Origin of the sequence: Chthoniobacter flavus Ellin428 (assembly GCF_000173075.1) — a bacterium.
Classification (GTDB): Bacteria; Verrucomicrobiota; Verrucomicrobiia; order Chthoniobacterales; family Chthoniobacteraceae; genus Chthoniobacter; species Chthoniobacter flavus.
Window position 1 is genome coordinate 1 of the sequence record NZ_ABVL01000006.1, and the last position, 26,904, is coordinate 26,904.

The 26,904-nt window shown below is 61.3% G+C and carries 27 protein-coding genes; 15 read left to right on the forward strand and 12 right to left on the reverse strand.

The features are described 5' to 3' along the window. Positions 1-126 precede the first annotated feature (126 nt). From CFE428DRAFT_RS37220 to CFE428DRAFT_RS11460, 3 genes are all read left to right on the forward strand, one after another. Positions 127-285, forward strand: coding sequence for a hypothetical protein (locus tag CFE428DRAFT_RS37220; RefSeq protein WP_157447485.1), 159 nt, complete (start codon positions 127-129; stop codon positions 283-285). A gap of 182 nt (positions 286-467) precedes the next feature. Further along, positions 468-635, forward strand: a complete 168-nt coding sequence (locus CFE428DRAFT_RS37225; RefSeq protein ID WP_157447486.1) for a hypothetical protein — start codon at positions 468-470, stop codon at positions 633-635. An 80-nt stretch (positions 636-715) separates the two neighbouring features. Beyond that, complete coding sequence (locus CFE428DRAFT_RS11460; RefSeq protein ID WP_006979696.1) at positions 716-1,237, forward strand: hypothetical protein; 522 nt, start codon at positions 716-718, stop codon at positions 1,235-1,237. A gap of 22 nt (positions 1,238-1,259) precedes the next feature. On the opposite strand, the gene CFE428DRAFT_RS11465 is transcribed toward CFE428DRAFT_RS11460, so the two are convergent. Then, positions 1,260-2,159, reverse strand: coding sequence for a VPAMP-CTERM sorting domain-containing protein (locus tag CFE428DRAFT_RS11465; protein ID WP_006979697.1), 900 nt, complete (start codon positions 2,157-2,159; stop codon positions 1,260-1,262). Between the two features lie 158 nt (positions 2,160-2,317). Here CFE428DRAFT_RS11465 and CFE428DRAFT_RS11470 point away from each other — a divergent pair, with 158 nt between their 5' ends. Both CFE428DRAFT_RS11470 and CFE428DRAFT_RS11475 read left to right on the forward strand, forming a co-directional pair. Then, complete coding sequence (locus CFE428DRAFT_RS11470) at positions 2,318-2,686, forward strand: hypothetical protein (RefSeq protein WP_006979698.1); 369 nt, start codon at positions 2,318-2,320, stop codon at positions 2,684-2,686. Positions 2,687-2,765: 79 nt separating this feature from the next. Beyond that, entirely contained in the window at positions 2,766-3,512 is a 747-nt protein-coding gene (locus CFE428DRAFT_RS11475; protein WP_006979699.1) for a hypothetical protein, read from the forward strand. A 27-nt stretch (positions 3,513-3,539) separates the two neighbouring features. Here the strand turns inward: CFE428DRAFT_RS11475 and CFE428DRAFT_RS11480 are convergent, their stop codons facing one another. Then, on the reverse strand, positions 3,540-4,487 hold the full coding sequence (locus CFE428DRAFT_RS11480; RefSeq protein WP_006979700.1) for a hypothetical protein: 948 nt from the start codon (positions 4,485-4,487) through the stop codon (positions 3,540-3,542). 172 nt (positions 4,488-4,659) lie between these two features. Between CFE428DRAFT_RS11480 and CFE428DRAFT_RS11485 the strand changes: the two genes are divergently transcribed. The 3 genes from CFE428DRAFT_RS11485 (at position 4,660) to CFE428DRAFT_RS11495 (ending at position 7,097) form a co-directional block, all read left to right on the forward strand. Then, on the forward strand, positions 4,660-5,157 hold the full coding sequence (locus CFE428DRAFT_RS11485; protein ID WP_006979701.1) for an FmdB family zinc ribbon protein: 498 nt from the start codon (positions 4,660-4,662) through the stop codon (positions 5,155-5,157). Continuing rightward, complete coding sequence (locus CFE428DRAFT_RS11490) at positions 5,154-5,627, forward strand: hypothetical protein (RefSeq protein WP_006979702.1); 474 nt, start codon at positions 5,154-5,156, stop codon at positions 5,625-5,627. The genes CFE428DRAFT_RS11485 and CFE428DRAFT_RS11490 overlap by 4 nt, the downstream gene beginning before the upstream one ends. Positions 5,628-5,702: 75 nt before the next feature. Continuing rightward, entirely contained in the window at positions 5,703-7,097 is a 1,395-nt protein-coding gene (locus CFE428DRAFT_RS11495) for a DUF1501 domain-containing protein (RefSeq protein WP_006979703.1), read from the forward strand. Positions 7,098-7,176: 79 nt separating this feature from the next. Here the strand turns inward: CFE428DRAFT_RS11495 and CFE428DRAFT_RS11500 are convergent, their stop codons facing one another. Then, on the reverse strand, positions 7,177-8,517 hold the full coding sequence (locus tag CFE428DRAFT_RS11500) for a c-type cytochrome domain-containing protein (RefSeq protein ID WP_006979704.1): 1,341 nt from the start codon (positions 8,515-8,517) through the stop codon (positions 7,177-7,179). Between the two features lie 269 nt (positions 8,518-8,786). Between CFE428DRAFT_RS11500 and CFE428DRAFT_RS11505 the strand changes: the two genes are divergently transcribed. Next, positions 8,787-9,422 (forward strand): sigma-70 family RNA polymerase sigma factor, encoded by a 636-nt coding sequence (locus tag CFE428DRAFT_RS11505; RefSeq protein ID WP_006979705.1) that lies wholly within the window; start codon positions 8,787-8,789, stop codon positions 9,420-9,422. A gap of 306 nt (positions 9,423-9,728) precedes the next feature. Here CFE428DRAFT_RS11505 and CFE428DRAFT_RS11510 read toward each other — a convergent pair whose 3' ends face one another. From CFE428DRAFT_RS11510 to CFE428DRAFT_RS11550, 9 genes are all read right to left on the reverse strand, one after another. Beyond that, a complete protein-coding gene (locus CFE428DRAFT_RS11510; RefSeq protein WP_006979706.1) occupies positions 9,729-10,919 on the reverse strand; it encodes a PP2C family protein-serine/threonine phosphatase in 1,191 nt (396 codons plus the stop codon). Between the two features lie 88 nt (positions 10,920-11,007). Next, a complete protein-coding gene (locus CFE428DRAFT_RS11515; protein ID WP_006979707.1) occupies positions 11,008-11,598 on the reverse strand; it encodes a hypothetical protein in 591 nt (196 codons plus the stop codon). A gap of 157 nt (positions 11,599-11,755) precedes the next feature. Continuing rightward, positions 11,756-12,226 (reverse strand): TPR end-of-group domain-containing protein, encoded by a 471-nt coding sequence (locus CFE428DRAFT_RS11520; protein WP_006979708.1) that lies wholly within the window; start codon positions 12,224-12,226, stop codon positions 11,756-11,758. A gap of 1 nt (position 12,227) precedes the next feature. After that, positions 12,228-14,054 carry an oligoendopeptidase F gene (gene pepF, locus CFE428DRAFT_RS11525; protein WP_006979709.1) on the reverse strand — a complete coding sequence of 609 codons (1,827 nt, stop codon included), beginning with the start codon at positions 14,052-14,054 and terminating at the stop codon, positions 12,228-12,230. A gap of 489 nt (positions 14,055-14,543) precedes the next feature. Next, the gene (locus CFE428DRAFT_RS11530; RefSeq protein WP_006979710.1) at positions 14,544-16,019 is read right to left on the reverse strand and encodes a hypothetical protein; all 1,476 of its coding nucleotides are present in this window, start codon (positions 16,017-16,019) and stop codon (positions 14,544-14,546) included. A gap of 52 nt (positions 16,020-16,071) precedes the next feature. After that, complete coding sequence (locus CFE428DRAFT_RS11535; protein WP_006979711.1) at positions 16,072-16,989, reverse strand: NAD(P)-dependent oxidoreductase; 918 nt, start codon at positions 16,987-16,989, stop codon at positions 16,072-16,074. Between the two features lie 128 nt (positions 16,990-17,117). Then, positions 17,118-17,927, reverse strand: coding sequence for an MBL fold metallo-hydrolase (locus tag CFE428DRAFT_RS11540; protein ID WP_006979712.1), 810 nt, complete (start codon positions 17,925-17,927; stop codon positions 17,118-17,120). A 261-nt stretch (positions 17,928-18,188) separates the two neighbouring features. Further along, the gene (locus CFE428DRAFT_RS11545) at positions 18,189-19,430 is read right to left on the reverse strand and encodes an MFS transporter (protein ID WP_006979714.1); all 1,242 of its coding nucleotides are present in this window, start codon (positions 19,428-19,430) and stop codon (positions 18,189-18,191) included. A 74-nt stretch (positions 19,431-19,504) separates the two neighbouring features. Beyond that, a complete protein-coding gene (locus CFE428DRAFT_RS11550) occupies positions 19,505-19,744 on the reverse strand; it encodes an FmdB family zinc ribbon protein (protein WP_006979715.1) in 240 nt (79 codons plus the stop codon). Positions 19,745-19,917: 173 nt separating this feature from the next. Between CFE428DRAFT_RS11550 and CFE428DRAFT_RS11555 the strand changes: the two genes are divergently transcribed. The 6 genes from CFE428DRAFT_RS11555 (at position 19,918) to CFE428DRAFT_RS11580 (ending at position 26,762) form a co-directional block, all read left to right on the forward strand. Further along, complete coding sequence (locus tag CFE428DRAFT_RS11555) at positions 19,918-20,265, forward strand: DUF4870 domain-containing protein (RefSeq protein WP_006979716.1); 348 nt, start codon at positions 19,918-19,920, stop codon at positions 20,263-20,265. A gap of 3 nt (positions 20,266-20,268) precedes the next feature. After that, positions 20,269-21,063: an Fpg/Nei family DNA glycosylase gene (locus CFE428DRAFT_RS11560; RefSeq protein WP_006979717.1), complete on the forward strand. Its 795-nt coding sequence runs from the start codon at positions 20,269-20,271 to the stop codon at positions 21,061-21,063. Positions 21,064-21,207: 144 nt separating this feature from the next. Beyond that, on the forward strand, positions 21,208-22,404 hold the full coding sequence (locus CFE428DRAFT_RS11565) for a PQQ-like beta-propeller repeat protein (RefSeq protein ID WP_006979718.1): 1,197 nt from the start codon (positions 21,208-21,210) through the stop codon (positions 22,402-22,404). 204 nt (positions 22,405-22,608) lie between these two features. Further along, positions 22,609-23,913 carry an outer membrane protein assembly factor BamB family protein gene (locus CFE428DRAFT_RS11570; RefSeq protein ID WP_006979719.1) on the forward strand — a complete coding sequence of 435 codons (1,305 nt, stop codon included), beginning with the start codon at positions 22,609-22,611 and terminating at the stop codon, positions 23,911-23,913. A 140-nt stretch (positions 23,914-24,053) separates the two neighbouring features. Then, positions 24,054-24,509, forward strand: coding sequence for an REP-associated tyrosine transposase (locus tag CFE428DRAFT_RS11575; protein ID WP_006979720.1), 456 nt, complete (start codon positions 24,054-24,056; stop codon positions 24,507-24,509). A 174-nt stretch (positions 24,510-24,683) separates the two neighbouring features. Further along, positions 24,684-26,762 (forward strand): threonine--tRNA ligase, encoded by a 2,079-nt coding sequence (locus CFE428DRAFT_RS11580; protein ID WP_006979721.1) that lies wholly within the window; start codon positions 24,684-24,686, stop codon positions 26,760-26,762. Positions 26,763-26,904: the final 142 nt, after the last annotated feature.

Here is a 26,904-nt window from a genome sequence, read left to right on the forward strand (position 1 = left end):
GATCGCCCCTCCCAGGGAACCGTTATCACGCCGATTGTTCCACGGAGGCGAGAGCCGCGAGTCTTTTCTTGCGCCTTCAACCAGATGGGTCTGTCATCCAGATTCTCCACGTAGATGACACCTCCCATGCACCGCCTTTTGCTTTTGCTCCTCGCCGCTGTCGTTTTGAGTTCCTGCGCGAGCCAGTCTCCTACCGATGTCACCAAGTCCAGCAAACGCGATGCGTATCATCGCGGTTGGGAGGTATCGAGTTACGTGTCGAGCGAGACGACTGTCGCGAGATAGAGAAACAAAAGAACGGCCGGCTGTTTCATCCCGCCCAAAGCAAGCCTGCGCAAAGGCGCTGCGGTGGGTGCCGCGCGAAATCGGTTTTGATTTTCCGTGCGTGGGAAAAAATGAGTCGCAGGATCGTTGAACGCAGGCGGCTTCCTGCTACGGTGCGCCGCCCCAAAATGCCAGAACTCCGGATGAGAAAAGATTCCGATTACCTTCAGTTTCGCCCATATCACGCCTTTACTGCTCACGCCACGCGCCCAGAGCAGCTCACCGGAGGTATACGGTGGTGGCACGCCGCGATGATCTTTGGCGCGGCGGCGCTGCTGCTTGCGGTGGGAGCGTGGCTCTGCTTCCGCTAGGCCGTTGACGCCCGTCGGATCGACATTGGACGCATGCGGTAAGCGCGTTCATCTTTGTTCGACCGATTTCGATACTACCCTTGAGCACTTTGCCGTCGTCTTCACTCGCCGAGCCTGAAATCGCCTCACCCGAGGCGCTGGATGAACTGATCGCCGCAGTGGCCGATCTGCAGAGCGCGGCTGAACACGAATTGCGTGATCGGCGGGAGTGGCTCAGTCGCGAACTGGCCAGCGTCGAGGCTGAATTGGCGGACTTGGCCGAGGAGTCGCCGGTGGAAGAGAAGCCGCAGCCCAAGGAGACCACGGATTCGGTGAGGAAGCTGACGTTGCCGGAATTGATCGCGGTATTGGAAGCGGCGCCCGAACGCACGCTGAATATCCGCAAGGCGCATTTCGATGTGAAGAGCGTCAAGGCGCTGGCCAAGGCGAATCCGCAACGATTGCAACTCGGCGGCAAGGGTGGCTGGCCGACGGTGACCTTGGTGGAGTTATCCGATCCGCCGCTTCCCGAAACACCGGCGAAGGAATCGCCGCAGGGGACGTTTTCCTTCGGCGAGGCACTCGCTGGGTCGCGTAAGAAGAAACGCAAACCCAAGAAGTGAGCGCCGGAGAACACGTGGTGACTTAACGCGATCGCGGAGCCATCGGCGTCCTGGGCAGGAACGGCGCCGCGATCAGGATCAGCAGCACGGCCAGCACGATGTATCCCCAGCGCGGCATGGCCGGCACCACCGGTGCGGGGCCGATGATGGCTTCGATCTGGTTCGCGTATTGGGCAACGGTCTGGAAGTAGGAATGGTCGGGCTGATTTCCCGGCGTCGAAGGATCTTCATCGTAGAGGGCCTCGTTGTCGGTATCGACGTCGGAATTGATACCGACCAACGTCCACGTGCCGTTGAGATTCTCGAACAGGCCGCCGCCGGAATCACCGCCCGTGAGCTGACCGGTCTGGGGGCCAAAGGTGATGTCGAAGGTCGTCATTAGAAACGTGAAGCCGCTGACCGGATCAGTGCTGTAGTTGCCCAGTGTGGCGCTCGTGCCCCAGCGCTCGAAGCGCGTGGAGTCGTCGCCCCAGTTCCAGCCTTGATTGGGAATGGCCGTGCCTCTGCCCACGCCCCAGCCGATCATGGTGGCCGGTCGGTTGAAGGTGTTATCGATGGTGCTGGCCAGGTGCAAAAAAGGCAGGCCCGGGTCGCTCACGATGCGAATGATGCGCAGATCCGCGTTGGTAATGGCGACCGGGATGAAAGTCGTATCGACCGCGTAGTTGACCCCGTTGAGAAAGACATTGTTCATGTCGTTGTCGACGTGATTGGCGGTCAGGACGTAGCGATTGCCGAGATAGACCCCCGAGGCCCGCGCGCCGAAGTGATCGTCCAGGCGCGCCACGTATTGCCACGGCGCGCCGTTCGTCGGAGTTACGCGGTTGGCGCTTTCGTCGGAGTTGATGACAATGACTCCGAGCGCCGGCCGTGCCAGAGCAACTAGACCGAACACGAAGAACTGTAGGGCGCGGATCTTCATGGCAGTTAAACTGCGTAGAGGAGCGAGTTTCGCCGGAGCGTTCAAGCCCCGAGCCTCTCCGGAGATGAAAATCGGACAATGTTTGCTTTCCTTGTTTCGCCCCGTTCGAGAATCTCGTTGACCACTGCTTGCGTCGCGTTAACAAAGTGTTCCCATCTATGAATCGCCATACATGGCTGACGATGTTGTTTCTCCTCGGGGCCGGGATCGTGGGTTGCGTCCACGCAGAACCCAAAGCGTACGATCTCGTGAAGTATCAGGGCAAAGCCGGGAGCGTGACGATTGCGTTCGATTTCGCCGATGGCTATCCGGAGGCCAGCACGATGAAGATCACCGAAGGCAAAAAGACGACGGCGTTCAATCTGGAGGGATTGGACAACATCCAATTTGTACCGGCGAAGGGCGGCGGCTCGATCAAACGGGTCTCACTGGATCTGAGCGGGGACGATCGCGCTCCGGCCAAGGTGACCGGAAGCTATGTGGCTGGCGAAAAGACGGTTGCCTTCACGTTGACGAAGCGAAAGTAGCCGGATGCGGAACAGGCGACGGATTGGACAAACCGCTTCGCCCTTGCCGCGGCGATGAGGAGTCGCTTTTTTAGACCGAATGTCTTCCTCTTCCTCCCGAGCTTCTGCCCAGCCCAACGACCGGCGATGGCTGGTCATCGTGCTGATTCTCCTCGCCGTGGTGAGCTGTTCCGTCGGTGGCTGGATCTATTGGCAAAAGAGGCAGGCCAGGCAGGAGGAGATGCAGGCCCAGCGGGACAAGACGACGCCTTCGCCGATCAGCGCGATTGAAGATGTCACTGCCGCGCGTGCTCTGGCGAATTACTTGAACCGCATCCGCGCCCAGGTCCGCGAGCACGAGGCGGCCTACGTGCGTCTGCAGCGGTCGAAGGCGCTGGCGTGGAATTTTCCGCAGCGGGAAGATATCGAGAAGGCCCGGCAGGTCGTGCGCGATTTTCTCAGCACCAACCAGCGGCTGGCGGACAGCCTGGAACACGGTGAGAGCTTCATCCGCGCGGAACTGGAGACCGCAAAGGTCCCTGCGGCGGTGCGCGATTCGGTTCTCGAGCGTTATGAGAAGACACAGAAGCCGTTGCTGCCGATGCAACAGCGCATCCGCGAGAGTGACGATGCGATCGGACAGAACGCCCTGGCGGTGCTCGATCTGCTCGATTTCAACTGGGGGAACTGGACCCGCGACGAAGCCACCGGCCGCATCGATTTCCCAAACACGATTACGTTGGCGACCTTCAAGGAGTACGTCGGGAAGATTGCCGACGCCGCGAATGACCGGAAGCAGGCGGAAGACGACCTGGCGAATTACCGCCGGGATCACCCGACGCAGTGAAAAGTCGGGCGGAATGATGAACGGCGGCTAGCGGTGATAAGCCGACGCGGTGTTGTCGAAGGGATCGTAGATGTCGCGGCTATTGCGGGAGGGCGCGTAGACGAAACCGTAGAGGTCCTTTTTGATGTCCACCGGATCGAGTAGCAGGCCCATCTTGGTGGCGCGCGCTTTGTATTCGATGAGCACGCGCCGGGTGCCGTTGAGACCCCACATCTTGAAGCCGGTGCCGAAAAGTCCGCCATTGGGGAAAAGCTCCTCCAGGCCGGCCATCGCGTGGAAGCAATTGATGGCGATCCGATCCTTGCGAGTGAGGCGATCGTCGGCGCGGTATTTGATGGCCCCGCTGTTGAGCAAGTGCAGGCGACGGACGGCAAGATTGAACGCGGTCTCGGTGATTTCGTACGGGCCCCACATGCCGATGGCGTTTTTGGCGTTTACGCCCAACTTGATGGTTTCATCGAGCTTGAAGCTTTTCCCGGGCGAGATCGGGCACTTGTTCCACGAGGCGAAGAGGCGGCTCCCGAAACCATCGAACACGCACAGGTCGGGATTCCGATCGAAATCGTGTGGTATCCAGCTAATGGTGAAAGCCTCGAAGTCGCGGTTCTGGTATCTTCGCAATTCCAGCCCCTCGGTGAGTTGCGGATGCCGGTCATTGGCGAACACGCGGATCACCGACATAAACGAATGCGAAAAGGCCGGGTCGTTGCCTTTGTTCTCGTAGGCGAATGGGATGATGAAATAGCGGTCGTGGGCCAATTTGCCCTTGGCGAGCTTCGCCGTGACTTTGGCTTTGATGTGATTGGTGATCTGCTCGAAGACCGGCACATCGTAGTTGGAAAAATCAGCATCCGGCTTGCCCCAACCGGCATGCGCCCTCGTCGGGGAACCAAGGAAGAGCGCGCAGGCGAGGAAGGCGAGTGCCGAGAACGTGAAAGACGCGAACGCGTGAGAGAGAAGACGGGAATTATTCATCGCACTTCCGATTTCTGCGGAAGAGGTTAACGGAGCGTGCGCAGAGCGGCGAGTGCAAAATGCCAATTTAGAGGAAGCCGATGCGAGACACAACGCCGGCACGGAAGCGAACCGCCTTTTTCCCTGGGCCCTTTACGTCCTAAAGAACCTGCAATAGCGTTGCTATAGAGCGATGAAACAAAGTCTCCTCAATCGCTGCAATGACTGCGGGCATACCTGGTTCCCGAGAGGCTTTGATATTTCCAAAAAGTGCCCGAGTTGCGCGGGAGCGGATGTCGATAAGACCGGTTTTATGTATCTGGCCTTGCTGGCCGTGATGGCGGTTGGGGCCGGCATCTTTTGGGCGACGGATCGCCCCCACAAGGCGGCCCACACGGCGGCGGTCCCCGCGGCCACGCCGATGATGCATATGAAGTCGCGCGGGAGTAAGACCGCGTCGGATATTCCCCTCGGGCCAATCACGATCAACAATGAGGCGGACGGCCGGCGCGAGGCGTTGCGGCTCTACCCGGATCTCGGCATTGCGAATTCCCCGTTGAACCGGGAATTTGTCATCCGCTACAACAGCTACCAGCGGCTCGAACCGGAAGTCTTCCGGAACCCGTCGTGGCCGGTGATCCTGGCGAAGGAAAGTGCGGCGGCGATCGGCGAGCCGTTGAAAACCCCATGAAGATCTGCCCGAATTGCGAGTTCTCCAATGACGAACGCTTTCCGACGTGCGCGTATTGCAACGCGATGATCATGGACGTCCCGGTCACCCCCTCCGCCGATCCCGATGATCTCGAGCACGAGCGGCGCGCGCTTTCCGAAACGCGTCATCGGACGATTCGCGGGCAGGTGGCCTGGGCGGGTGTGCTCTACGCGATCGTCATTGCATTGACCGCAGCGACGCTCGGCCAGGTGGATCATCCGCTGGCGCTCGCGCTTTATGCCGGCAGCGGCTTGCTGGTGACGTTCGCGATCACCCGCAACATCGCCGGGCAGTTTTCCGCGTCGCTGCTGCAAGGCATTCTCACCCTTTTGCTGATCCTCTGTTTTGGGCCCATCCAACTGTTCTCGATATTCATGCTGGTCGGCCACATCATCGTCCCGAGCATCCTGTGGCATTGGATCGAGCTGATCTACAGCGCGAATCGCTGAAGGGCGCCAACCGGTACCCCAGCTTGCGCGGTGGGGCCTAAGCGGCGATAATTTCGGGGATTAAACACGTTGGCCATGTCCCCCTTCGCCTGCCCCAATTTCCAACACGCGGTCAGCCGTCGCCATGCGCTCAAGGTGGGCGGACTCGGGCTGCTCGGGCTGAACTTTCCCCAGATCCTCAACGCCGAGGCTTACGGCACGAATGAGAAGCTGAAGGCCAGGGCCAAGTCAGTGATCTTCCTTTTCCAATGGGGCGGGCCGTCGCACATCGATATGTTCGACATGAAGCCGGATGCGCCCGAGGGCATCCGCGGGCCGCACAAGCCGATCGCCAGCAAGGCCGACGGCATCCAGGTTTCCGAGCATCTGCCGAAGACGGCGAAGATCATGGACAAGGTGACGCTCATCCGGTCCATGCATCACACGATGAAGAATCACAACTCGGCCGGCTATTATGCGCTGACCGGGCATGCGCCGCCGAGCGACGACCAACGCTTGCGCGATTCGCTGGATCTCTTCCCGGGCTATGCATCGATCGTCAACAAGCTGGCGCCGCTGAAGGGCGACATGCCGACCTCGGTGTCGTATCCCTACGTCATTAGCGATGGCTCGGTCACGCCGGGGCAACAAGCCAGCTTCCTGGGCAAGGATAACGATCCGCTGACGGTGCTGGAGGATCCGAATTCACCGTCGTTTTCGTTGCCGGAATTGAGCCTGCCGGTGGACATCCCCTTCGAACGGATGCAGGCCCGCCGCGAACTGCAGCAGCTCATCGACCAGCAGGCGAAGCTCATGGACATCTCGCCGCAGGCGCGGGGATTCGATGGCTACTACGATCGCGCCATCGGCATGCTGCAATCGCCCAAGCTGCGCAATGCTTTCAATCTTTCCGCCGAGCCGGAGAAGGTGCGCGAGGCTTATGGCCGCTCGACTTACGGCCAGAGTTGCCTGCTCGCACGTCGCCTGGTCGAGGCCGGGACGAAATTCGTGACGGTGTATTTTGCGCCGAGCATCGGTGGACAAAGCACCACCGAAGGCGGCTGGGACACGCATGGCTTCAACAACACGCGCATGTTCCCGATCATCGAGAAGTTTCATCTGCCGATCACGGAACAGACGCTGCCCACGTTGCTCATCGATCTCGAGGAGCGTGGGCTGCTCGACTCTACGCTGGTAGTCTGGATGGGCGAATTCGGCCGCACGCCGAACATCAACAAGAACGTGAGCCGTGACCACTGGCCGATGTGCTACACGACGCTTCTCGCCGGCGGCGGGGTGAAGCGTGGCTTCGTCTACGGCGCGAGCGACAAGACGGGTTCGTATCCGGCGGAAAATCCGGTGCGCCCCGACGACCTCGCGGCGACGATCTACGCCGCGCTCGGCATCGACCCGCATACGGAGTTGCGCAGCGCCGCGGGGCGGCCGGTTCTCGCGGCGGATGGGAAGCCGGTGATGGGGATTTTTGCCTGAGTAGTCAGTTCAGTAATCAGTAATCAGTCGCTTGCGCGGAGAGACTGTTTTCTAAGCACTCAACACTAAGCACTCCCGCCTACGGGCTCGCGACGAATCGCCGCACCCAAGTCCCGCACCCGAGATTCCAAACGCACACCGTACCGTCATAGCTGCCGGTGGCGATTTGGTCCGGGTTCGATCCCACGGCGAGGGCGCTGATCGCATCGGGCTGTCCGTAGAGGGTGAAAAGCGTTTCGTCGTCGGGCGTTTCGATGCGCAGCAGACCATCTTCCCCGGCTAAAGCGAGTCCGCCCGTCACCCAGGCCAGACGCTCCGGATGTCCGGCCACGTCGGTCCGCTTCGGCTTCTTCTCGGTGGTCGTCCATTTCCAGTAGTCGAGCGGGCTGTTTTGCGCGAGGGACAGGACGGTGTCGCCATCGTGCGAGAAGATGGCGGCGTAGACGGCCGTTTCGTGGCCGGTGTAGGTCGATTCCAGTTCACCCGTAGCGGCGCTGGAAATGCGCACCGTGCGATCCCGGCTCGAGGAGAGCACGTGGGTGCCGTCGGGAGAGTAGGCCACGCTCTGCACCCAGTCCGCGTGATTGCGCATGATGTGCGCCTGCTTGCCGCTCTTCACGTCGAAGAGCCGGATGGTGCGGTCAGCGCTGCCGGCGGCGAGCTGCGTGCCGTCAGGATTGAAAGCCACGCACAAGGCCATGTCCGGCAAATCGCAGAGGAAGCGTGGCTCGGCGTTCGGGCTGGGATCGATCAGGATCACCGTGCCCCACTGCGCGGGCGAGCCGCCCGCCACGGCGAGTTCTCCGGTTTTGCGATGCCAGGCGAGCGCGCTGATCCGCTCGGGGAGGCCGCCGATACGCCGCACGAGCGCCCCGGTATCGAGATCCCAGATGGTTACCTCGTAATAACCCGACACGGCGAGCTGCGTGCCGTCCGGGCTGAAGGCGAGCGCGGTGATGGGCGCCGGGCGCGGGTACTTCACCGGCGCGGATTTGAGCAGCGACTCGCGGACGAGTTCGGAAAGCGGGCGGTCCGCCGGTCCGCCATCATTGACCGCGCCTTCCTTGATCCAACGTTCGATCAACGCGATCTCGCTGGCCGGGAGAGCGTCCGCCTTCTGCGGCATGCGATCGTTCGCGTCCTTCTCGATGAGTCGTTGATAGAGCTCGGAATCGCCGATCTTGCCGGGCGTCAGCGGAGCAAGGTCGCTGTCGCCGGCCTTGGACATGCGCTTGAGGCTGTCGAGGCGGTAGCCGCCCTTGGCGGAATCCTCGCCATGGCAGGCCGCGCAGCGGCGCTGCAGCATCGGGGCGATCTCCTTCCGAAAGCTCACCGCCGTTTCCGTCGCCGCCCGCGTTTCGCCGAGCAGCGCGACGAGGGCGAAGAGCAGCGACGAAGCGGTCAGGCGAAGAGGGGGCATGGCAAAAATCACCGCCCCACATGACCCGCGGCACGAGCGAAAGTTAGGGCTGGTGCGATGGTAGATGGAGGGTGGCACGAAGCGGCGGAAAAGGGTCGATTCGCGGAGTCAAAAAGAGTCAGGTGTATTGTATCTATACGATACAGATATGTATTGAAATAATACACACTTCGCGGACAAAATCCTGACGCTCCAGAGTAAATGTCCGCTGGCACGGGGATGGCAATAGAGGATCTCGACTCCACTCAAACTTCAACCTCTCGCACGTCATGCTCTACGAATTTGATCAGCAACAAATCGCGACTTTTATCTCGAGCGAGGTGACCGATGAGCAACTCATGGCCCGCATTCAGGCGGGGGACCAGGTAGCGCTTTCGGCCATGTATCATCGGCACACGCCCATCCTCCGCACGGTGATTTCCCGTGTGGTGCACAATGAATCCGACGTCGACGATCTGCTTCAGGAAGTGTTCCTGGAGCTCTGGAACCGTTCGCAAAGCTACGACGAAATGAAGGGCAAGGTCCTCGGCTGGCTGGTGACGCTGGCCCGCCGGCGGGCGATCGACAAAGTGCGCCGCCGCCAGGCCTATGCGCGTGCGGAAGAGCGTCTGCGTCTCGAAACCGAACACGAGCCGCAAATGGCCCGCTCTCACGGGGTGGAAGAGGACGTGAATGCGGCGGACCGCTCGGAAGTTTTCCAGCGCCTGCTGGCCGCTCTGCCGCAGGCCCAGCGTGAGGCTTTGCACCTCGCCTACTATCGCGGCCTGAGCCAGCGCGAGATCGCCGCCAAGACGGGTATTCCGCTCGGCACGATCAAGACCCGCCTCGAGCTCGCAGTGCGCAAGATTCGGACAGCCATCCTCTCACTCGGTGGTGCCGAGGAGTGGGCCCTCAATCACAACTAGCAAGAGAACCATTTGGTTTTGGATTTCGCCTGCGGCCCTCCGCACTCAGGGCCGCGGGCGATCTTGTTTTCGCAGATGCTGCCGCGGCTTTAATGGAACCAAAAGCTGCGTCTGCTGTCGTCTCAGAGACGCGCTTTAAGAGGGTGTAACGAAACTAATTCGGGATGAAGAGTGACCACGAATTACGCGGATTTCACGGATTACAGAAATCCGCGGCGGCTCGTCTCATCCGTGAAATCCGCGTAATCCGTGGTCAAAAACTCCTTTTGTCCGACTTTCGGTACGCCCTCTAAGGGATCCGCCGCATTACGATCGCTGCAGTGCAATCGCGGCGATGTCGTCGTCGCTGGGAGCGCCGTCGGAGTTGCCGCGCAGGGCGGTGAGCAAACGATCGAAGAAGGCGACGCCCGGCTTAATTCCGCGCAAGGTTTCCCGCAAATGGTTGGGCGTGAAGCGTTCGCCATCCGGCGACTTGAAGGAGAACAAGCCATCGGAATAGAGCACGGCGACATCGCCGGCTTCGAGGGTCACGTGTTCCTGCTCGTAAACGTCTCCGTCCTTCAGGCCGAGCAGTGTGCCATGCGGCCCAAAGGCGTCGATGTTGCCATTGACCCTGCGGACGAAGAGCGGAGGGTGTCCGGCGCCGGAGAAGATGACGTCGCCTTGCGGATCGATGAGCGCGCAACAGCCGGTCATGAAGGCGCGTCCGCCGAAGACCTTGCGGAATTCGTGATTGACCGTGCTGAGGATCGCTCCCGGTTCGCGCTCAGTCTCGCAGGCCTGCCGGAAAAGCTGTACCGCGAGGGCGGTCAGCAAGGCGGCGGCGGCGCCATGTCCCGTGGCGTCCACGATCCAGAAGTGCCAGCAGCCGTGGCCCGCCGGACGCCAGCCGAGGACATCGCCGCCGACCTCGATGACCGGTTGATAGATTGACTCGACGCTCCAGCCCTCGGCCGTCGGCAAGCGCGCGGGGATCAGCGCCTGTTGCGTCGCATGCGCCGCCGCGAGATCCGCCTCGTGCTCCGTTCGCCAACGGGCGAGTTCGTCGTTGCGCTGACGCAGTTCATCGGCCATCGAACGCAGGCGCAGTTGCGTGTGAATGCGCGCCGCCAGCACATCGCGGCTGACCGGCTTGGTCACGAAATCGTTGGCTCCGGCTTGCAGACACCCGATTTCCTCCACTTCGCCGGCGTGCGCCGTGAGCATGATGACCGGCAGGTTTCGCAAATCCTCGCGGTCGCTGGCCCGCAAGAGGTGGCAAACCTGAGCCCCGTCCAATTGCGGCATCTCAAAATCGAGCACCAGCAAATCCGGCAATTCGTCGGTCGCCAGGCGGAGCGTCTCCTCTCCATCCGCCGCCTGCCGCACTTCAAAGCCCGAGCGCTGCAAAGATTCGCTGAGCAAGCGCCGGGAAACGGCCTCATCATCCGCGAGAAGCACACGCGGCTTACGCTGATCGGTTACAGTTTCAGAATTGCGGGGCTGATGAGGCTCCATCTCGTCTGGAATCGCGGGTCTCCAACGACGTGGCCGCAAGAAGATTTCAGAATAGAGTGCGATCTCTCGGGTGAGCGAATCGTCGCTCTCAATAGGGCCGAACAAAATAGGGCGGCTTAATTGCCCCGACGTCGGTCATTTTGATGAAGGCTTCCTTTTGCTTGATGTAGTCCGAATCCGATTGCGGCTTTGATTTGGCCTCGCTGCCACTAATTTCCACGTATTCGAAGTAGTCAAATTTCGGAACGCAGACTTGGAAAAAACGAGTCCCTTTGTCGGGGGTGGCGTAACCCGAATCGAATTGCAAGCCGGCCCCCGAATTTAAGGTCCACGACATCGCGTCGCCTTTTTCCAAGTCGACGGATGCGATGACCTCCCCATTGACGATAAACTCGATGTGATGAGTGACTACGGGTGCAGACGCTTTTCCCGGGTGCGATGGCATTGAGACGTTCGTGGTCCGTTCGATCGTCCGATAAACGACTTTCCCGTGCCGCTTGTATTCGACGTAATTGTCCGAGTGCGCGATCTTGAACTGGGGATGAGGCTCCATCCATTCGAAGGTTTTTGGCTCGGAGGGCACCAACTGGGCGTGAAGGTGAATGGGGATCAAAGCAAAGATCAACAGCACGCACCGAGGAAGGAGAGTGAACAACCATTCTTGCAGGGAATATTTCATGGGGGGATAGATTGAGGATCTGGTCTGAAACTTTGCTCCCGGCCCGAGGCGGAATCGATCTTCGAATTCACGGCGAACGGACGAAGAGCGCTTCGCTCCGCAATACGAGGAGCCGCGGTGGGCTATCGCCTGGGAAATCCGATGCAGCGCTGACACCCTACTCTTCCCGCAATGCCGCGAGATCCGGGTCGCTCTTCGCGAATTCGCGGAATTTTTTGTCGAGCTCGAAGCTCTTCTCGAGGTGAATCCGGGCGAGTTCGAGATTGCCCAAGGCGCACTCGTAGCAGGCGAGATTGTAGTGAAAGGTTGGCTCGGCGTGGAGCAACTCAGGGCCGGCGAGCAGCATGTCACGGGCTTCGTCGGTGCGGCCGAGTTCGTGCAGGCAAAAAGCGGCGTGAATGAAGCCGGCTGTTCTATCCGGAGCCACTCTGCAGAGCGAACGGCTTGCCGTGAGCGCCAGTTTCCAGCGTCGCGCTTGCATGAGCACGACGGTGCGCAACTCCACGACCGCCGGGTGGCTCGTGCAATCCTCGGGGAGCGACTCGAGTTCGCCGAGCGCGTCGTCGTACATCCCCAGTTCGCAGTAGCCCTGCGCGGCCAGCAAGGTGCGTTCGTGACCCTCGATCATGCTAACTCAAGAGTCCTTCCAGCTCTTCCACCCGCCGCGCGAAAAGCTGCAGCGTCGCTTCGACCGGCGCGGGGCTCGACATATCGACACCCGCTTTCTGCAGCGTCGGAATCGGAAACTCCGAGCCGCCCGATTTGAGGAAGCCGAGGTAACGCGTCGCGTCTTTGGTCTCGAGCACCTGGCCGGCGAGTGCGACCGCGGCGCTCAGGCCCGTGGCGTACTTGTAGACGTAGAAGGCGCTGTAGAAGTGCGGGATGCGCAGGCACTCCAATTCCAGCGCGCTGTCGATGACGAAATCGGGGCCGAAATACGCTTCGAGCAGTTCACGATAAATACCGCGGAACGTTTCGAGGGTAAGCGGTTCGCCGGCTTCTTCCCGGGCGTGGGCGACCTTCTCGAATTCAGCAAACATGGTCTGCCGAATGACCGTGGCGCGGATGTCATCGATCTGCCGATTGATGAGATAGGCGCGCATCGCCTTGTCCTCGGTGTGTTCCAGCAGATGATGCGTGAGCAGCTCTTCATTGAACGTGCTCGCGACTTCCGCGAGGAAGATCGGGTAATCGTAGGTCTGGAACGGCTGCGAGCGCTGCGAGTGCCACGTGTGCATCGAGTGGCCGGCTTCGTGGGCGAGCGTATAGACGTCGGAGAAGACGTCGTGCTTGTAGTTCATCATGATGTACGGCGGGTTGCCGTAGCTCGAGGAACTGAACGCACCGCTGCGCTTGCCCTTGTTTTCGTAACGATCGCACCAGCGTCCGCGCACGCCCTTGCCGAGGGTCTGCACGTATTCCTCGCCCAGCGGAGCGAGAGCGGCGAGCACCTTGTCGCAGGCCTCATCCCACGAGATATCCGCCTCGATGTTCGCCACGATCGGCACGTTGGTATCGTAGGCGTGGATCTCTTTCAGCCCGAGCACGTGGCGGCGCAGTTCGAGATAACGGAAGAGCGGCTTGAGATTCGCCCGCACGGTGGAGATGAGATTGTCGTAAACGCTCACCGGCACGTCGTCGTGGAAGAGCGCGTTTTCGCGGGCGCTCGAATAATTGCGCGCGCGGGCGCGGAAGACGTCGGACTTGATGGAACTCGCGAGCGTCGAGGCGACGGTGAACTTGTGCGCGTCGAACTCGGCGTAGAATTGGTGCCACGCTTTCTTCCGCAATTCCGGGTCGCGCTTGACCATGAACGAGCCGTAACTCGACTGCGACAGCTCGCGCTCGACGCCCTTCTCGTCAGTGATCTTGCCGAAGACCATGTCTACATTCGTGAGTTGCGAGAAGGTCTCGCTATGTCCACCCAAGGCGCTCGAGCCGAGCGCCAGCAGGCGTTCCTCCGCGGTACTCAAGGTGTGCGGCTTCAGCCGGCGGCGCTTGCGCAGCGGGGTGATCCACTCGGCCAGCGCGGGCTCGCGCAGGTAGGCCTCGAAGGCCTCGTCGGAAATGGCCATGATCTCCGGCTCGACGAAGGCCTGCGATTCGCCGATCAGCGTGAAGAGGTTTTCGAGCTGCGCTTCGCGCGACAGGTTCACGTTATCCGAACTGTCGCCCGAAGTTTGCAACGAGGCGTAGTGCGCGAGGCGTTCGATGGTCAGGCTGAGCGCTTTCTCAAACTCCAGCAGATCGCGCAGGGTCTGCGCCGATTCCCCGACGCGTCCTTTCCATTGCGCGACCTTCGGATAGTCCTGCTGCAGCTTTTCAAAAGCGGCCTGCCAATCGGCCGGCGTGGGATAAAGCAGCGTCAGATCCCAAGTATCCTCGAGGCGGACCTGGTCGCGCGTGGGAATCGCGCCCGCGCCGGTATCGTCTTTGTCAAAAAATAGTGTCTTCATAAGAGTCAGTGGATGTGTCCCGGATTTTCCTTCATGGCCAACGAGGGCAAGATTGCGGTGAAACGGCTGGTTGTCCCGCAGGGACACAGGACCGTAGCCGAGGGTAAAGCGAGCTTGCGAGTGCCACCCCCGGACACTTGTCCTCCACAGAAGCCACCCTGAAAGGGTGGAGGAAACTCCCTATAGTGAGAAATTCCCGCACCACCTCCGGGGTGCATCCGTTTTGAGGGTGTCTTCCGGGGGTGGCGCTCGCAAGCTCGCTTACCCCCGGCTACGGTCCAGCAGCCCTCCGGGCTGAGACCGACGTTCGCTGAAAGTGAAGGCAAATTGACGACGCTCCGCGGGGAGAATTTCCCCGCGGTCAGGAGCCTGAAATTCTGCCGGCCCAAGGGCCGCTGCCAGAATGATTGCGTCATCGCCCGAAGCTAAGTGGTGACCAACGGAGACGCAAGATGGTCGTGGACGTGACCAGGAGAAGAGCCGCGCTGCTCAGTTGTGGAGCGCGCTGCCGGGGCCGGCACCGCCGGGGCCGAGCGCAGCGCCTGGCTGAATCGTGGTGACCGGCGGCTTTGGAAGCTGTCCGGTGGTCGAGATACCGGGCGGGAAGGGGCCGCGTTGGGCCGCCTGCTGCAACAGGGCGCTTTGGGCTTCCTGCTGGTTGTGATTCGCATTCGCCGCCGCGGCCGCTTCATGGGCAAGCAGGAGGTGCTGTTGCGATTGTTGCGCGGCGGCTTGCTGCTGCAGAAGGCGCTGCTGATTGGCGGCGTTTTGGTTGACGAGGAGATGCTGCTGTTGTTGCGCGGCGACGTTCTGGCGCTGGAGCAACTGGCTCTGCGCGGCATTGGCCTGCTCCTGGAGGAGGAAGTGATGCGCTCCGGCGGAGGCGGCGACGAGCAACTGGGCGCGCGCGCTCTGGGCTTCCACCAGCAACAGATGTTGATGCGCGGCGGTGGAGGCCTCGTTCAGCAACAGGAAGTGGTGCTGTGCGGCGGCCGTGTTTTCCAGGAGCAAATGGGCATGCGTACCCGTCGCCGACGTAGTGAGAAGATGATGCGCCGAGCTGGCCGTGGTCTCGAGCAACAGGTGTGAATGCGCGGCGGCGGCAGCGGTCGAAAGCAGATGGTGCGCTGAGCTGGCGGTGGTCTCGAGCAGCAGATGCGAATGTGCGGCCGCGGCGGAAGACAGAAGCAAATGGTGCGCGGACCCGGCCGCTGATGCGAGAAGCAGGTGCGAGTGGGCAGCGGCCGATGCGGTCGAAAGCAGATGATGCGCAGCGGCGGAAGCTTCGGTGAGCAGGAGGTGATGCGAAGCCGCGGTCGATGCCGTGAGGAGCAAGTGGTGATGGGCCGCGGCGGCGGTGGCTTCCTGTAAGAGGTGGGCGTGCGCGGCCGCAGTCGCGGCGACGAGGAGATGGTGCTGCGCACTGGCCGCGGATTCAGAGAGAAGAAGGTGCGCATGAGCCGCGGCCGCGGATTGCTCCAGCAAGAGGTGATGTTCAGTCGCGGCTGCCACGGCGAGGAGGAGCTGATGATGCGAAGCGGCGGCTGCCTGGACGAGGATGAGATGCGCGTGGGCTGCGGATTCCCGCTCTTGCAGCAACAGATGCTCATGCGCTGCCGCTGCTGCCGCCGTGAGAAGGTGCTCCCGGGCCGCTGCGGCCGCGACGTTGAGCAAAAGATGATGGTGGGCGGCCGCGGCCGCCGCTTGCTGTGAGAGGTGATGTTGCGCTGCCGCGGCCGAGGCTTCCAGCAGTTGGTGGTGCGAAGCGGTGGCTTCCTGCTGCTGGAGGAGATGCTGTTGGGCGGCCGCGTGCGCGCGCAGTTGCAAAGCCGCCGCGTCGTCATTCGGCTTGGGCGGCTTCGGCGGAGAGGGCGGTTTCGGCACGGCGAGACTCACCACGGCGGACAGGCACAGCAGGACTGCTGTGAGCGCAAAAAAGATGGGGAGGGAGCGGCGCCGCTTCATGAAACTACTTACACATAGCCTGAGAGATGCTCGCCGGGAAGTCTTTCTTATACTATCTCCCCAAATGCCGGTCCTTGAAGGTCAGTTCGCCGATGCCGGATTTGTCCAGTTCGCCCAGACCTTCGAAGACCATCTTGTCGTATTGCGCCTTGGTGGCTTCGGCGATGGGTAGCTCGAGGCCCTGCTCATGGGCGAGGGTCACCGCGATGGTGCTGTCCTTGGCCGCGTGGGCGGCGCTGAAAAAGCAACTATGGTCGCGATTTTGCATGTCTTCGCCATCGGTCACCAGCACGCGTGAGGCGGCGCCGGTCTGGCTGAAGACTTCACGGACCAGGGTGAGATCCAAGCCGAGCGCACTGGCCAGGCCGAGACCTTCGGCCAGACCGGCGGTGTTGATATTCATCACCATGTTGACCAGCGCCTTCACCTTGGCTGCCGAACCGGTCGGGCCGATGTAACGCACGGAGTTGCCCAGCTTTTCCAGCAGCGGCTTCGCGCGATCGAAGGCCGATTGTTTGCCGCCGCACATGAGATACAGCGTGCCTTCGCGGGCCTGCGTAATGCTTGAGGCCATGCAGGCTTCGAGGCTCTGCGCGCCAGCTTCGGTGGCGCGGGTCTCGACGAGTTCGTGGGTGCCGGGCGAGACGGTGGCACAATTGATGAACAGCTTGCCCTCCGCGACGGTCACGCCGCTCTTGGTGCCGAGCAGCGAATCGCTACCACACCCGACGGAGCCGAAGATGTCGTCCATCGCTTCGTCATCGCTGACGACGGTGATGATGATGTCGGCGGCGGAAGTGACCTCCGGCAACGTGGCCGGGGCGGCGCAGCCGAGTTCCCCGGCGAGGGCCTGGGCGGCGGCGGTATGTTGATCGAAGACGGCGGTGATGGCGAAACCCGCATCCTTCAAGTGGCGAGCCATGTTCGACCCCATGCGGCCGACTCCGACGAACGCTATTTTTTCAGTCATGATGGGAAGGTTGGGATATGACGAGTGACGAATAACGAATGACGAATTTGACGACCGAACGCGAAGGTTTCGTTATTCGACATTCGTCATTTTCATTCGGCCCCGTCGTCGCACATGCGCTTAAACTCTTACGAGAAAAACGGGTTGTGCTTTTTCTCTTCACCCACCGTGGTCAAAGGGCCGTGGCCGGGAGCGATGATGGTGTTGTCGGCAAGGCTGATGATTTCCTTTTTGTTCGTGGCCAGCGCGTCGGCGTAGCTCACGCCGCCGCCGCCCATGGAGCCGGCGAACACGGCATCGCCCACGACGGCGACGGGTTGCGCGAGGCCGGTGACGACAAAGGTGATGCCGCCCTTCGAGTGGCCCCACGTGAGGCGCGATTCGATCTTCAGCGAACCGATCGTCCAGGTACGTCCGGCGGCGAAGGACTCCGCGCCTTCGATGGGCTCGCGTTCGCCGACGAAGGCGGGCGCGCCGGTCTTTTCCTTGAGACGGTCGAGGTCGAAAATGTGATCGCCGTGGGTGTGCGTAAGGAGCACGTATTTCACGCTGAGCTTCTTCTGCGCGATGAGCTCGAGCATGCCACTGCAGTCCGCGCCGGTGTCGAAGGCAATGGCTTCGCCGGTCTTCGGATCCCACACGAGGTAGGAATTCACGGTCATGTCCTCGTAGGGCGTGTTGAATTGCGCCAGGCCGTCGATCGCCACGGGTTGTGGCGCCCAGCTTTCATTGCCCGAAGCGGCCAAGGCATCGGCGCCGAGATGCAGCACCGGAGCCACCTGGCGGGCGGAGGCTTCGTTCCACTCGCCTTCACGCAGGGCATTGATGGCGGCGGCGTCCGCGCCGGATTTCTCGGCGACCTGGCTGTCGCTGAGCTTGAGACCGCGCATCGCTTTGCCGACGATGTCGTTGAATTTGTCTTCGAGAGGAATGGGCATGAGGTGGGGTGAGTGATGTTGTTGGTGGGAAGGTGTGGTGTTGCGACCACGATTTTCCGAGCCCTTTTCTGTTACGCTTTTGCGGAAAAAGCGGTCGGGGAAAAATGCGGGAACATGTGTGGTCATCCGAAATGGATCTTGTAGCGCAGATAAAACGCCCAGACCCAAAGAGCGACGCAGAAGAAGAAAAAGATCAGCAGCGCCATCGCGAGTCGGAAGAATCGGTTGGCGCCTTTCATTGATGATCGGGCGAGCGACCGGCTATGCCGTCGCCACGCCTGTGTCTTCGCCCGGAGTTTTGAAATCGAGCGGCTTCATCGCGAGGATGATCAGAAAGGCGACCACCATAATGCCGGCACTCGCACTGAAGGCGACGATGTAGCTGTGATTCGCGATGGCGAGGACGTCGGGCGCAAGCGGGCGATCCCAGTCGGAAAATGCCGCCGGCAGCGGGAGCGCGGCCAGCGCCGGACCGAGGAACCGGCCGAGCGCACCCGCGGAAGCGTTTAGGCCAAGCACGCGGCCCTGGGCGCGGCCGTGGACGTGCCGCGAGGCCATGCCGGTGAGTGTCGGGACAAGCAGGCCATTGCCGAGCGCCATGAGGGCGGTGACCCAGAGAAAGGCTCCCGTGGTATCCGCTCGCGGGAGCAGATACAGGCTGATGGCGAGCAAGACCGCTCCCAAGGCCGCGACGGGTTTTTCAATGCGATCCATCGGCAAGCGGCGCAGCAGACCGCCCTGCACGAGCACGGCGATGAAGCCGACATAGGCGAAGGCGTAGCTGGTATGGCGCATGTCGTAGTGAAGGTGATCCTGGCAGAAGAGCGCGAAGAGCAGGTGGATGAAGGCAAAGCCGGTCGTGGAGAGCAGGGTGGCGGCGAGCAGCAGGCCGATGAAGCGGCCGCGGCCTTCGGCGAAGACTTCGCCCAGCGGGGAGGCTTCCTTGGGGTGCAGGCGTTTTTCTTCGGTCAGGGTTTCCGGCAGGCGCACCCATACGAGCACGGCATTCAGCACGGAAAGCGCGCCGGCAAAGTAGAAGGGCAGGGAAGGCGAATAAAGGCTGAGCAAGCCGCCGATGGCCGGACCGAGAATGAAACCGAGGCCGAACGCGGCGCCGATCTGACCCATGGCGCGCGAGCGCTGCTCCGGCGGGGTAACATCCGCGATGCAAGCCTGCGCCGTGGCGATGTTACCGCCGCTGCCGCCATCGATAATGCGCCCGAGAAAGAGCATCCACGCCGCGGAGGCTCCGCCGGTAATGAAATAACCGATGGCGGTGCCGATGATGCTGACCAGCAGCACCGGTTTGCGGCCCACGCGATCGGAGATTTTGCCGATGATCGGGCCGGAGAAGAGTTGGACGAGCGAGAAGATGCCGACGAGCCAGCCCAATTCGGTGGGGCCGAGCTTGAAGGGTGCGCTTTTCGCGTAGACGGGCAGCACCGGGATGACGATGCCGAAGCCGATCATCGAGATGAAGATCGTGAGGAAGATGGGTCCCATCGGGGACCGCGCAGGGGTGGGGTTGGCGGATGTTTCCACGGGAACGCGCATGAAAGGCGAGTGCGCGTCGCGCGTCAATGGCAGCCGCAACCGGATCCACACGAACCTCCGCCGCCGCCCATCTGGCGCTGCATGTCGGCATGCTTGGGCGTATTGTATTTGCTCATGTAGCCGAGCCCGCCGCTGATGACGCGCCGGATGGGCTCTCCGGTCTCGGGATCCTTGGTGAGTGGCTCGTCCTTCATGCTCTGCCGCACCTCAAAACGGCGCACGGGTTTCTTCGGATTAGTCGTCTCGTAAATATAGGTGGGCATGGTGGAAAAGGATGAAGGATGAAGGCGGAAGGATGAAGGCGGAAGGATGAAGAATCTCTCCGGGCGTAAGTATCCCGAAAGGCTTTTTCTTAAGCTGGTTCTGGGTATTTTTCCAGTGGCGGTGGAGCGCGTTTACAGTTGTCCAACAGCTCAAGGCGCGGCAAACTCGTGGCATGGACCTTCCAGACAAGGACGCTCGCAACATGGCCATGTTTGCTCATCTCAGCACCTTTGCCGGGCATTTGATTCCCTTCGGCCACATCGCTGGGCCCTTGATCATCTGGTGCCTGAAAAAGGACGAGATGCCGTTCGTCAACGACCAGGGAAAGGAGGCGCTGAACTTTCAGATCACGATGACGCTGGCCTTTATTGTCGCCGGGTTGGCCATTCTCATTCTCGTCGGCATCGTGCTGCTGCCGGCGGTGTGGCTGTTCGATATCATCGTAACGATCATCGCGGCGGTCAAAGCCAACGAGGGCGTGGCCTACCGCTATCCGTGTTCCATCCGATTCATCAGCTAAGCCGTGCCTGAGCTCGCTGAAGTTGAGTATTACCGCAAGGAGTGGGACGCAGGCCTGCGGAAGAAGATTACCGCCGTGGAATTGCATGCGGGGAAGCGCATTTTTCGCGGCGTCGATACGAAACGCCTCGCCGCCACGCTGAAAGGCGCGGCGTATACCGGTTCCGAGGCGCGTGCGAAGCTGATGTGCTTCCGCTTTTCCGGTGGCGTCTGGCTGGGCGTTCACCTCGGGATGAGCGGTGAGCTACGCGTCGAGGCCAAAGACTTTGAGCCAGGCAGGCATGATCACCTCGTGCTCCGGCAGAGCGCGCGATCGCTGGTCTTCAGCGATCCGCGGCAATTCGGGCGCGTGCATTTCCACGAAGGTCGCGCTGAGCCGGAGTGGTGGGCGAAGCTGCCGCCAGCGGTGACGTCGCCGGAGTTCACGCTGGAGCGAATGAGCGCATTCCTGAAGCGCCGTGCGCGGCTCGCGGTGAAGGCGGCGTTGCTCGTGCAGACGGCTTTTCCGGGCGTGGGCAATTGGATGGCCGATGAGATTCTCTGGCAGGCCCGGATCGATCCGCGTGCGCTCTGCGGGAAGTTGTCCAGGAAACAGATCGCCGCAATTTGGGAAAAAGCGCGCGAGATCTGCCAGGTCTCGCTGGATACCATCGGCAAGGATTATTCCGATCCGCCAGAGGACTGGCTCATTCATCAGCGCTGGACGAACAAAGGATTATGCCCGCGCGACGGACTGCAATTGAAGACCGCGACGATCGGCGGCCGCACCACCCGCTGGTGCGCGCGCTGTCAACGTTAACCGCAAAATTCGGATAGCTGCAAAGAGGCGCAAAAGGCACAAAAAGGAAGGCGGTCAGAGGATTCCCCTTTTGCGTCTTTTGCGCTTTTTTGTGGCCAACTCCGTGGTTTGACTCCGTCTTGTCATCCCCGTAGCAGTAGTCGCATGAATCGCCCTCTCCTTCTCGTGGCGTTTGTTTGTTTGCTCGGTTCGGCAGCCATGGCTGACTGGACCTTCTATCGCGGCCCCTCCGAAACGGGCGTGTCCCCGGAAAAAATCGGCACTCTGCCCATGGGCGGCTTGCGCGAACTGTGGAAAGCGAATGTCGGCACGGGTGCGTCATCGATCACCGTGAGCGGTGATCGCGTCTTCACCATGGGCAACGTGCAGCAAAACGACGCCGTCTGGTGTTTCGACGCGAAGAGCGGTCGCGTCCTGTGGAAATACGAATACCCGCTGAATGTGGACAAGCGTAGCTTCGAGGGCGGCACCGCCTCGACGCCGACGGTGGATGGCAACCGGCTCTACACGGTGAGCCATCAGGGCGATCTTTTCTGCTTCGACATCGCGACCGGCAAGCCGCTCTGGTATAAACATTACCAGCGCGATTTCGGCGGGAAGCGGCCTTACTACGGCTACGCCGCGTCGGTGCTCGTGGTGGGCAATACGCTCATCTGCGAAGTCGGCGCGAAGGGCGGCTCGACCATGGCGCTTGACAAGACGAACGGCAACGTGGTGTGGAAGAGCGGCGACGACGACCTGGGTTACGCGTCGCCGGTGTTGGCGGATATCCTCGGCAAACCGACGCTCGTGCTTTTCAAGTCCAACCAACTTGTGGGTCTCGAATCGCAGACCGGCAAGGAACTATGGCGGCACGAATGGAAAACGGAATGGGACATCAACGCCGCTACGCCCTTGGTCAGCGGCAATCGCATCTTCGTCACCTCCGGCTACAACGCCGGCTGTGCGCTGCTGGAAGTCACCGAGAGCGGCGTAAACGAGCTCTGGCGCAACAAGAACCTGCGCTCGCATGTCAATTCCCCGGCGCTGTGGCAGGGGGCGATTTATGGGGTCGATAACCAGGCAAACCCGAAATCCCCGCTCGTATGCCTCGACCTCGCCACCGGCAACGTGAAGTGGTCACAGAAGCTGGGTGGCGGTTCGTTGGTCATCGCGGACGGCAAACTCGTCGTCCTGACCGAACCGGGCGAATTGGTCATCGGCGACACCTCCCCCGCTGGTTTCAAGCCGCTCCTGCACCAGCATGTCCTGCCGAGCCGATGCTGGGTGCAGCCGACCGTGGCGAATGGCCACGTTTATTGCCGGAACAACAACGGGGATTTGGTCGCCTTGGCCTTGTAAAGAACGGAGCCGCCAGGAACCGGAGGCAGCCGCAAAGAGGCGCAAAAACCGCCAAAGAAATCCGGCGGCTGCTCTCTTCTTTTTGCGTCTTTTGTGCCTTTTTGCGGCCATTCCTCCTCAAGCCATCTTTGGCGGCTAAGGCCGCGCTGCTTTTCCGGTTTCATCTTGCGCCATTCTTCGGCTATCTCCTCCGTCCACCGTCGCATGAAAACCCTCCAGACCCTCGCCCTTCTCTCCCTCTCCACGCTCGTCGTCCATGCGGAAAACTGGCCGCAATGGCGCGGCCCGGCGCTCAATGGCACTTCGCCTGAGACCGGCCTGCCGACGACCTGGACGCGCGACACGGTGAAATGGACCGCCCCCATGCCCGGGCCGAGCGGCGCTTCGCCGATCGTCTGGGGTGACACTGTTTTTGTGGTGAGCCCGGATGCAGACAAGAACCTGGCGCTCATCGCGCTGAATCGCAAGGACGGCAAGGTGCTCTGGCAAAAGCAGATCGCCACCGGCGACATCACCAAGGGCCGCGCCAACATGGCTTCGTGCTCCCCGGTCACCGATGGCAAGACCGTCTACGTCGTCTTCGGCACGGGCGACATCGCCGCCCTCGACTTCAGCGGCAAGGTCCTGTGGAACCGCAATCTTTCCTCGGAATACGGCCGCCTGTCGTTCAACTGGATTTACGGCTCCAGCCCGCTGCTCTTCCAAGGCCGCCTCTATCTCCAGGTGCTCCAGCGCAATCCCGCGCCGGCCGATTATCCCGGCCAGGCCGGCGGCGATCCGGCGCGCGAGAGTTTCCTGCTCTGCCTCGATCCGGCTACGGGCAAGAACATCTGGAAAGTGGCTCGGACCTCCACCGCGCACGATGAATCGCAGGAGAGTTTCGGCACGCCGGTACCCGCTGTGGGCAAGGATGGCAAGGTGCAGTTGCTCGTTGCCGGCGGCGATTGTTTGAGTGCGCACGATCCCGCCACCGGCGCGGAATTGTGGCGTGGCTACGGCCTGAATCCCACCCAGCGCGGCGATATGCGTTCCGTCCCTTCGCCGGTGAGCGTCGATGGCCTGGCGATTGCGGCGGGCCCGAAGAAAGGACCACTGCTCGCCTTCCGCACCGACATGAAGGGCGACATCAGCGAGAAGGGACTGGCGTGGAAATTTGATGAGCGGCACACCCCGGACGTCTGCACGCCGGTCTATTACAACGGCAAGCTCTTCGTCCTCGATGGCGATTCGCACACGCTCTCCGCGCTCGATCCCAGGACGGGCGAGAAGAAATGGCAGGGTGAAATTCCCACGCGCGCCGTGGTCCGCAGCTCCCCTGTCGCCGCGGACGGCAAGCTCTACTTCATCGACGAACGCAACAACGTCTTCGTCGTCGGCGCCGGCGACAAGTTCGAGGTCCTGGGCAATATCCCCATGGGCGACAGCGAAGGTACGCGCGCGACCATCGCCATCAGCAGCGGCGACCTCTTCATCCGCACTCCGCAGGCGGTGTATTGCGTGGGGAAGTGAGATAGCACATCCGCGCGGCAACCACGGAGGGATGCGCTCCTGAGCGTGCCCCAATTTTTCTTTGGCTCGCTCGAATCCAAGCTGGCACTCCGCAATCGTTACACATACAAACACGGATCGCGCAGGAGCGCGTCCCTCCGATGGCTGGTCGCAAGCGTCCGATTCACCTTTCTCCCTACTTCGCGGGTAACCGCTCGATCATCATCTACGTAACGGTTGTGACGAAGGACCGGCAGCGATGTCTGGCGAACGACGCGGCCCATGCGCTCTTACGCCAGATCTGGTCCGCCGCCACTTTCTGGCTGGTCGGTCGCTACGTCATTATGCCCGATCACGCGCATTTCTTCTGCGCACCGTCCGATCCCGGGTGCACTCTTGAGAAGTGGATGCAGTATTGGAAAAGCCAGCTCACCAAAGCGTGGCCTGTCGCTGCAGAAAAACCGGTCTTCCAACGCGACCACTGGGACAGAGAGCTACGTTCGGATGAACGCTACGACGAAAAATGGGACTACGTGCGCCAAAATCCCGTCCGAGCCAATCTCGTCGTCACGCCTGACCCGTGGCCATATCAAGGCGAGTTAAACGAACTCCGCTAACGGAGGGACGCGCTCCCGCGCGTTCCCACGCTTCATGGACCAAGACGGCAGGCCCACCACCTTCGCCCAAAAAACGTGGGAACGCGCAGGAGCGCATCCCTCCGATGTTTTCCCTCCGCACTTGCGGCGTCTCCACGCAAAACCTATCTTCGGCTCCCTTTTCCTTTTCCTTGTATGGCTGAAGAACGCAAAACACTCGAACAACGCCACCAGATGTCCGACCTGGAACGCCTGCGCCACAGCGCGGCGCACGTCCTGGCCACGGCCATCCTGCGCATTTGGCCGGAGGCGCAGTTTGCCGCCGGTCCGCCGGTGGAAAATGGCTTCTACTACGACCTCGAAATGCCGCACCGCATTTCACCGGACGATTTCTTGAAGATCGAGGAGGAGATGAAAAAGGAGATCAAGGCGAACCACGTCTTCGAGCGCACCGCCGTTTCGCGCGACGAAGCCATCGCCCTGGCCAATTCCGGCCGTCTCGGCGGTCTCAGCGAGCGCCCGGGCAATGTCTCGAAATTCAAGATCGGCAACCTCGCCGACATTCCCGAGGGCGAAGAAATCTCGCTCTACAAAAATGGCGACTTCCTCGACCTCTGCGCCGGCCCGCACGTCATGCGTACCGGCAATATCGGCGCCTTCAGGCTGACCAGCGTGGCCAGCGCCTATTACAAGGGCGACGAAAAGAATCCGCAGCTCCAGCGCATCTACGGCACGGCTTTCAAGAACAAGACCGAGATGGAAGCCTACTTCACCATGCTGGAGGAGGCGAAGAAGCGCGACCACCGTAAGCTCGGCAAGGAGCTGGAGCTCTTCTGCTTCGACGACGATGTCGGCCCCGGCCTCCCGCTCTGGCTGCCGCGCGGCACCGTGCTCATCGAGGAACTGGAGAAGCTGGCCAAGGAAACCGAATTCGCCGGCGGCTACGACCGCGTGCGCACACCGGTCCTGGCGCGTGAGAACATGTATCTCACCAGCGGGCACCTGCCGTACTACGCGGAGTCCATGTTCCCGCCGATGGAGCTCCGGGAAGATGCAAAGGGCTCCGAAGGATTCATCGATTTCACGCTCAAGCGACTAAGTTTCGATGAGAGCGAGGAATATCTTCGTGAAGCATACCGGAAGGCGAAAGGAACTCATACCTCCGGTAGCTATGTCGATATGGAGGCTGAGTTTGAAGAGTTCTTCCGTGCTATTCCCGAGCAGCAGTTTGGGGACGCTAGTAAGATCGCTCTTGAGCGGCTCTTTCTAGATATGGGGATTGACGAGGCAAAATCAAAAATCGCTCCGCCCGACCGCTACTACCTCAAGGCCATGAACTGCCCGCACCACCACAAGCTCTTCGCTGCGGTGCCGCGCAGTTATCGCGACCTGCCGTTGCGCCTCGCCGAATACGGCACCTGCTATCGCTACGAGCAGAGCGGCGAACTCTTCGGTCTCATGCGCGTGCGTTCCATGCAGATGAACGACGCCCACATCTACTGCACCGAGGAACAATTCGAGAGCGAGTTCCGCGCGGTGAACGAGATGTATCTCAAGTATTTCGCGATCTTCGGCATCGACAAATACGTGATGCGTTTCTCCACCCACGATCCGGCCAAACTCGGCCAGAAATTCGTCGATAACTCCGAGCTCTGGCTGAAGACCGAGGACATGGTTCGCGGCGTTCTCCAGCGCACCGGCATCAACTTCATCGAGGTGCCGAACGAAGCCGCCTTCTACGGCCCGAAGATCGACGTGCAGGTGTGGAGCGCCATCGGTCGCGAATTCACCATCGCCACCAACCAGGTGGACTTCGCCGTCCCGGCGCGCTTCGGCCTCACCTACAAGGATCGCGACAATACCAGCAAGACCCCGCTCTGCATCCACCGCGCGCCGCTCGGTACGCACGAGCGTTTCGTCGGCTTCCTCATCGAGCATTACGCCGGCAATTTCCCGCTCTGGCTCAGCCCCGAGCAAGTCCGCGTCCTGCCCATCGGCGACGAAGAACCGCTCGTCAATTACGCCAAGGCCATCCAGGCCGAGCTCCGCGCCGCGGGCGTCCGCGCCAACCTCGATTCCAGCAGCGACCCGATCAAAGCCAAGATCGCCAGTGCCGAGCAGATGAAAGTGCACACCATGCTCGTCCTCGGCCACCGCGACCTGGAAGCCGGCAACGTCAGCGTCCGTGTCCACGGCAAAGGCAATCTCGGTGCCAAACCGCGTGCCGAAGTCATCGCCGACCTCCTCGCTGCGATCAAGGAGCGCCGCGCGTAGAAATGGAACTGGAGGGAAGCGCTCCGTCGCTTCCTCGATTCAACGTATTCCCTGCACCGACAGAGGGCTCGCCCAAGGACCTGCCGCCGCTTGTCCCGGACGCCGCCACCTCGGCGGTGCCCTCCAGGGCTCTTCTTTGGAG